The sequence below is a fragment of the Streptomyces sp. NPDC033270 genome (assembly GCF_055576575.1).
This window is the reverse complement of sequence record NZ_JBVIRA010000003.1, coordinates 426,195-433,730: the sequence shown is the minus strand read 5'-3', so window position 1 is coordinate 433,730 and position 7,536 is coordinate 426,195. Positions and strand designations below refer to the sequence as shown.

At 57.0% G+C, this 7,536-nt stretch carries 5 protein-coding genes; all 5 read left to right on the top strand.

The window, feature by feature from the left end; all coding sequences use genetic code 11:
* Nucleotides 1-698: 698 nt before the first annotated feature.
* The 5 genes from ACZ5XZ_RS08120 to ACZ5XZ_RS08100 all read left to right on the top strand — a co-directional run bounded on the left by ACZ5XZ_RS08120 (nucleotide 699) and on the right by ACZ5XZ_RS08100 (nucleotide 7,516).
* Nucleotides 699-2,024: a hypothetical protein gene (locus ACZ5XZ_RS08120; protein ID WP_468975308.1), complete on the top strand. Its 1,326-nt coding sequence runs from the start codon at nucleotides 699-701 to the stop codon at nucleotides 2,022-2,024.
* Between the two features lie 48 nt (nucleotides 2,025-2,072).
* Nucleotides 2,073-3,194 (top strand): single-stranded DNA-binding protein, encoded by a 1,122-nt coding sequence (locus ACZ5XZ_RS08115; protein WP_468975307.1) that lies wholly within the window; start codon nucleotides 2,073-2,075, stop codon nucleotides 3,192-3,194.
* A gap of 30 nt (nucleotides 3,195-3,224) precedes the next feature.
* Nucleotides 3,225-3,596, top strand: a complete 372-nt coding sequence (locus ACZ5XZ_RS08110) for a hypothetical protein (protein ID WP_468975306.1) — start codon at nucleotides 3,225-3,227, stop codon at nucleotides 3,594-3,596.
* Nucleotides 3,597-4,530: 934 nt separating this feature from the next.
* Nucleotides 4,531-5,211: a hypothetical protein gene (locus tag ACZ5XZ_RS08105; protein ID WP_468975304.1), complete on the top strand. Its 681-nt coding sequence runs from the start codon at nucleotides 4,531-4,533 to the stop codon at nucleotides 5,209-5,211.
* A 70-nt stretch (nucleotides 5,212-5,281) separates the two neighbouring features.
* Entirely contained in the window at nucleotides 5,282-7,516 is a 2,235-nt protein-coding gene (locus tag ACZ5XZ_RS08100; protein ID WP_468975302.1) for a type IV secretory system conjugative DNA transfer family protein, read from the top strand.
* The last annotated feature ends 20 nt before the right edge of the window (nucleotides 7,517-7,536 follow it).

The following is a 7,536-nucleotide window of genomic DNA, read 5'->3' as shown; positions in this document are numbered from 1 at the left end:
AACGGGGCTATCCAGGACGGCTCCGACGCCGTGATCACACCAGCCACACCAAGATCATCTCACCCGTGACCAGCAGTTACGGGACAGCCCTTAGGAAGGAGGGAATCGTTGCGCACCCACCTGCGTGGGTTGGCGGCGGCTGCATATTAGACACGAGTCGGCAGGTGGCGTTTGGGTTCACCGTGCGCGCTTGGCGCCCTCGACGCACACTTGCTTATAAAGGGCTCCACTAGCCCGTGCGCCAGTTGCTCACCTCGCGCGGATCGTGGTGCGGGTTTCGCCAGTGTCCGTATATGCGCATGTGCTCCCTGGCCACCTTCCGCTCAGTTTGGTTGGCGGCTATCCGGTCAAGGATCGGCTTTCCGCAAGGGTGGTCGATAACGATCCTTCTATAGTCCGAGTCTTCCACCCGTTCTTTGGCCCGCCTCCACGCCCCTAATACTCTTGGTCTTTCCATAGTGACTCACGTCATCACCTCCTTTCTTTGGTAGTTGATCTCTGTATAGATCATCACGTGAACCAGAGTCAATGGGCAAAACGATCTTTGAGGTTATTCTATGTTGGCTTGTCGGAGGAGGAGCAGGCTCCAGAGTTCAACGTACAGAATGCTGGAGAATCCTTCAGTGTGGCGACTGCGTTCAGTTGAGCGCATAGAGTTGACCAGTAGCCATTGGTCTCGGCGCGAGCGAATAATTCACGTGAAGGCCCTTCGTGAAGTTTCTGCGCTAGAAGGGTGCCTGCCGTTGCAACCCGACTCGACAATCTTGACGATACCGGTTGCCGAATTCCCCAAAGAGACTTCATTTGATCTCACTATCACTGTCGGCGACAGAGAGGCGTATCGTCTTTCGCGCGAGGAAAATGGGAACCTGCAAGCGGCTTACTTGCGTAAGCTCGCAGAGGAGGCGCATCTGGGCTGTTGGATTGACGAAAACCTTCACTTGCTCTTGAGTGACATTTGCACTTTCAATCCAACATCCTTGCGCGCCCGCAATAGCGACTATGAGAAGATCTACCACTGGAGAAAGTGGCGGGACCGGGTTGCAAAGCGCGTGGACCCTACGTCACTCTACGTCGAGACGGCCCTTGAAAAACTCTCGCCCTCTGGTTCCTTGCGTTTGCGGATATGGTTGGCCCTTGCGAGACGGATAGCGAGTCACTTGGGGGTCTATGCGAGACCCGGCGATGACAGTGCCGCACAAAACCCGTTGCTCGTTCTTCCGCAATTTATTAACGAGCGTCAGATGAGCCTTAGGCAGGCTTCTTGTTCGCTTTGGCGGCTGTCGTGGCTCTTGGCGCATGCCGATTCTAAAGCGCAGATGGGAGACGAAGCCGCCAAGAGGTTCTTGCGTGCGTACTTTGGGTATGGTCTGCACTGGCAGGCATTTGTGACTGCTCGTGTACCGCTTGCTGAACCGTTCATTATTAAGGTGACCGAGCGACGGGAGATTATCTATGACTCGCCACGCGATCATTTGAAGAAGCCCACTTGGATCCGGGATCGGGTGAAGCCGACCGCTCGCCATTACGTGTCGTTCGCGGATGCTGCTTCTAACCACGTTCACATTAGAGTCGGAGATACAAAGGTACAGTTCGTTCCGCGCGACTGCTTCGCTAAGGACGAAGATTACCAGGAAGAACAGACGATACCCGCCGTGGAGTGCACTAGAGAACATTATTCTCTCTACGATTCACGAGATCCATCGAGGCGCCCGACGAAACGTCTATGGTTGAATTCTCGGGTTCGCGTCACCAAGCTTTGGCTATTCTTGCATTGGGGACTTGTTGCAGTTTCCATTCTTGGAATATCGCTCCTATGCAGTTTCGGCATGGACGGTGATCTCAGTACGGGTGCCGTGGCGACGGTTATTCTTCCAGTTACGTTCGCTGGGTCGCTGCTTCTGGTGAGCGATTCCACGACCCTCGCCATGCACCTGAAACGAGGTAAGCAAAGCATTTTGATGGTGCTTCTCGTGATTCTTTGGGTTCTGGCGGTCGTTCTTTATCTCACCCTTTCCTTGTAACCTCGCTTACATCTATTCCTGCCCCTGCCCCTTATAATTCGTCCTCATATGGCAGCAGAACGACAACCAAATACCTTCGACCAGCAAGCGGTGGCTCAAGCCCTTCGCGCCGAGTCCTCGCAGCTTGCCGACCCGGCTTATGGCCAGGGCTGGCATTTTCAGGTCAACGGGCAAAGAGAACCGTTGAGCTTGGACACCTTCCCTGAGTCCGGGGTTTCCCGGATTACCACCAAGGGCGCTCGCATCGAGCTGTTTGGTAGCTCCATGCCCGTGGTTGAAGACGAGGGCGTGGTCTTTTTAAGAAAGGACGAGGGCAACGAGCACTCAAGTGTGACCCTGCATCCTGATGGTGGTCTGACCCTGGGGTACATGCTTGATGCCGGCCCCATCAAGGTCGAAGGTCTGCCTGATGGTGAAGACACCGGCCAGATGATTGAGAAGCACGAGGCCAACGAGGCCATGCAGCAACCCGTCGCCGATCCCGAGGCCGGCCGGGAGGCATCAGACGCGGACGACACGCCAGACGAGGACCCGGCACCAGAAGTCGTCACGGTTGCCCAGAAGCCCCCGGAGAAGCCGGGCCCAAGTGCCACCATGATTGGTCGAGCAGACGCTGTACAGGCAGCAGCCGGGAAGTTCGCGCCAGACGTGGTGAACCGTCTGCCCGGTGCCTTTCCCGATGTGCGTCCGATGGCCCAGCCCGCTGTCAGCGCTGAGCCCGCTCCAACGTCCAACGGCCATGTTGAGCCTGCGCCACAGGCGCAGAGCCCCGGCCAGGACGAGCACCCGCTCGATCGTGCGGCGAGGATCAGGGAAGAAGACAAACCCACGTCCGAGGCCGAAAAGAAGGCCGTGGAAACCGATGCCGAGCGAGTCAAGCTCGTTGGCCGGCTTGGGCGCACACCGACCTTTCGCACCACAACCAACGGCAAGTTCGTCGGCAAGTTCCCCCTGGCTGTGCATCTGGAGAATGGCGAGACCGCCTGGCACGACGTGCTCTCCTTCGGGGAGCGGGCGCAGGCCATCCAGCAGCGTGCGGAGGCCGGCGAGCTGGTGAAGGGCCGTGAAGTCGAAGTTGTCGGCTACCGCCACGAGCGCGAGTACAAGGGCCGGGACGGCACCCTCAAAAAGGCACAGGAGATCAACTCAGTCGCCGTGAAACGCCGCTAAGAGATCCTCGCCTCGTGCTGCCTTCTACCTATGAAAGAACACGTCAACGGCTTTGACCCGTTTAACCAACCATGGGAATCATCGGAGACGCATCAGCGGCTCTTCACCGACCTGCTTGAAGGACTTGAGTTCGTTCGCTTCACGTACACGCGTAACAAGGAGGCCGAAGGCCCCCCGGCCATGCTTACCTCGTATTACGGCGTGGTTGATCAGGCAGACCTTGAGCATGTCGCAACAGCGCGTATCCAGGCACTGTTATCTGGAATGGAGGAAGCACTGCCTGCGCTTGCTGTTCCCATGAGGCCGTCAGAGGCCAACCCGCAAAGTCGCGTGTTTGTCCAGCTGACCTATACCAAGCTCATCAACAAACCACGCCCACCACGCTATGAACCGCCGTTCTAGGTGGGCTTTTGCGTATGGGCGCGGCAATGTTCGATATGAGATAAGTATGAAAGAGAACGGCCCCAGACCATCAAACTCTGAGAACCACGGCCCCAACGCTCGAAGCGATGAGGCAGTGGTCTTTCTTGAGGAGAAGTTTGACGAGGAGCAGTTGGCGCGCAAGCGAGCGAGTTTGTTAAGGCAAGCGACGGTGCGGGAGACGCTAGATCGCGGGGACACTACGCCCCCCCGATGAGGTCCGCTCACTTATGGAATTCGCCGGCTTCACGGACGACGACCTTGAGGAGGTAATGGAGATATCCGAGCAGTATGGGTTTTCCCTTACCGGATCGATTAGTCATCTTCACTGGCGGCGAAGGTTCCACCAACGCCTGGCCGATCGGCACGAAGGGGATGGCAGCGATCCGCAAGGAGATAGTGCTATTCCTTAAGCCAGACGTGGGCTGACCCAAGGTAAATTGTAAGGAGTCTTACATCTTTTGCCGCTGCTGCCGCTTATAATCTGTCCTCGATTTCGAGTTTTGCATCTTGACACTAAGATGCCCGATATGCGATAAATTATGAAAGAGAGGCAGCAACTACCAACTTCAAGGAAGCACTTTTTAAATGCTGAGAGCGATGCGGCCGTGGAGTTTCTTGAGAGTGACTTTGAGCGACAGTTTGCTGCCCACCAGGGGGCAAAGTCCGATGAGCAAGCGATAGAGCGTCAGATCCGCCGTAGCATTCCGGATCTGACGATGGATGAACTTCGCTCGCTCTTGGATCACGCCGGTTTCACCGACGAGGTCCTTGACAGTCTTTTGGATGAGTATTCCTCCGACGTTCCGGCTGATGCCGCGCTTCGGAGGGCTCTTAGAATCCGACGACTTCGAGAGTACGTTGCAGAGTCGGGCCGGGATGAGGACTCATTTGGGGAGTGCTAGACATACGACATATGGCAGAAGGAGGAGAAGGCTACCAGCCAAAACAGGAAGAACTAGGGGAGGACTACGACCAAGTAGCGAAGTCCCCGGAAGCGGAGACGCAAGGGGCTGAGCAGTCGCCGTCACAGCGGATCCCGATTGAATCGCTCTTGGGGCGGGGAGCCTACAAAAGACTTGTCCCGTATGTGATGGGGGAGCTGGCGCAGAAAGAGCTTGACCATGGATCCCTTGAGGATCGTGTGCGAGGCGTTCCTCGAACTGTTGCAGGCAAGCTCTATCACGATTTCTACGATGTGGGGGTCGACCTTTACAACCACGCCGCGCGGTTTTACCAAGAATCCGGGGACGAACGATCCGCACAGGACCTTTTTAGTGCCTTTGATAATGTCCGGGAGACCGCAGCTGCGTATGCCCTTTTAGCCTATCCCCGACTTTCGCCGGATCTTGAGCAGACGGAAGCAATAAACCTGCTATGGCCAGTTCTCAAGGCACGGGGCGAGTTGCCGGGACCCGGCCGCTTCGCTGCTCCTGGTCTCAGGCTCACAGAGACCCAGGCGGACCTCCTCGCTTCGGTGACTCAGCGTGCAGACATCCCGTACGACCCGTCTCAACGCTTCATCTCTGCCGGGCCGGCCTTCGCGGCTTGGGGCCGTGGCGCTGAGACAGCGGGAAGCGACTCCGAGACGAGCTAGCCCTTCACTCCGCCCGACATGTCATCTCTAGCATCGGCACCAGGGCCGTCCTAACCTTGAACTAGTAGGCGTGCAGCTCACAGGCAAGGATGTGTGGCGATGCGACGTGGCTTCTCCCCGCAGTGACTTTCTCATCGGTCAAACTGTCGAAGACGACAAACCCGTGTACCTTCCTGATGCCATCCGCTGCGAGCACGCGGTCATCATCGGCGCGACCGGTACAGGCAAGACCGCGCTTCTTGAGCGGCTTATTCTTGCCGACATTGAGAACAAGACTTCGTGCATCGTGGTTGATGCTCACGGTGATCTGACGCAGAGCATTTTGGAGAACTCCTCCTCTAGCGCCAGAGACCGGATACACCTTATTGAGGTCTGGGACGATCGTCCCTTTGGCCTTAATTTGCTTGAGCTGCCTGAACGCTCGCAGCGCGCCATCGACAGGGTAGCCCCTGAAGTCCTTTTCACATTCAAGCGCATGTTTGAGGGAGAGGCAGAGTTTCGTCCGCAGCTAGATAACGATCTCGATCTTCTGATCCGAACGTTGCTTGCTAATGAGGGCGCAACACTCGCCGAGACACTAGCCCTCATCGCAGAAGATTCGGTTGTTCGCGATCGGATGGTAAGCAGACTCACCAACGAGGCTCTTAGGCAGTCCTGGCACGAATACGTGCGCTCCAAGGATCGCCCCTACCGCAATGTAACCTTGCACAACAGACTTGACCCGTTTCTTCGCTCAGAAACCATGCGGGCCATTGTTGGGCAAGCTCGAACGACCGTCCCGCTTAAAGAAGTCATGGATACGCCAGGGCAGGCCCTCCTCGTGAGCCTACCCATAGGCGGAAGTGGAGGCTCTGAGTCTGAGAGCCGATTTCTTGGAAGCCTGATCGTTTGCCTCCTCACGCGCCTCATTTTCGCCCGCGCCGGAACACTTCAGAGCAGGCGCAATAGAGTCCATCTCTATCTTGACGAGTACGGCAGGTATGCAACGCCAACGACCGCCAGGCTTTTCGGTGAAGGCCGCAAGTACAACTTCAGCCTGACGGTTGCTCATCAGACGACTACCGACGTTGATGATGAGAAACATAGGAAATCGGAGTTGCAGGCAGGAACGCTCATCTGCTTCCACCCGGCTGATGGCGAGGATGCGGATCGGCTCGCCAACTCTATGTACGTTGAGCCGCGGCCGGCCCAGGACCCATCCCAAGCCATTTCTCTCAAACCTGTTGAGCAACTTCTTGAAGGTAGACACGACTCGCCAAGGGTGCAGGAGCTAGCCAGGCATTTTCTCCAACCTATTCAGGCCGCCGAGGGTGCGGCATGGCCAGAGTGGCAAGTACGTGAAGCAATGGACACCATCGAGGCCCTGCTCGTTGATGTCATGAAACATGAGGTCCTTTTGGACTCATCGGAATTCTATAGACGAGCGACCAATGCCATAGATCGCCTTGAAGACTACATCGGATTGGACCACCACGTCCATTTCATCGTGGGGTCGTGGGAGGACTGGGTAGCAGGTATTCTTCAGCGCATCCGCCGCGGGGATCCGAATCCGCTCTATGATGACTCGCTTGACCGGAAGCTGATACGTGAATGCCGGCACATAGGAAATGCGCGTGAAGTGCTGGAGTCCAAGAGGGTGCAGTGCCGCGAGACCGCGGAGAAGCTAGCCCCGTTCCTCAAGGATCTTAGCGAGCTTTGTGAGCGACTGGCCGAGAAACCGGCCTATGTTTCCTTCTCCGGTCAGCCGGGCCGTCCGCCGCAGTCTATTGCCGATGCACAGGCCACGCTGGCCAACAACATGAAGAAGCTCCCTAAGTTTCATGCTTACGTGAATTTGCGGACCGGCAACGTTAGCCCCGCTCGGTGTGTTCGTATGCCTTCGCTGGACGTGGCACGCATATTGGATACCATGGCGCGCTTCACGTCTGTGCGCTATAAGAATCCCAAAGTGAAGAGCGGACTCGTATCTGACGTTCTCGACTTTAAAATCGATCACGATGCACTTTCGAAGCACCTCTCGGCCGAGCGAAAATCCAAAGAATCCCTGCGCGAACGTAGCAGGAAGCGCTTTGGTACCCCACGGGCTCAGGTTGAGGAGCAGATGAGGGCAAGGCGAGAGAAGCTGCTTCGTCCTACGAAGGCGGGGGCCTGCGCCCCTGAGAAACCGAGCGCCCCAGCGGTCGACCTCGCACAGCAGACCGCACGCAAACCCACACCGCAGCAAGCCCCCAAGCCGCCCAGTGCTCATGCCGAGGAGATACCACCCCCGCTGACGAGGAGGTCGCCGAATAAACAAAAGCCGTAGGAGCGCTTCTCTTACGGGAG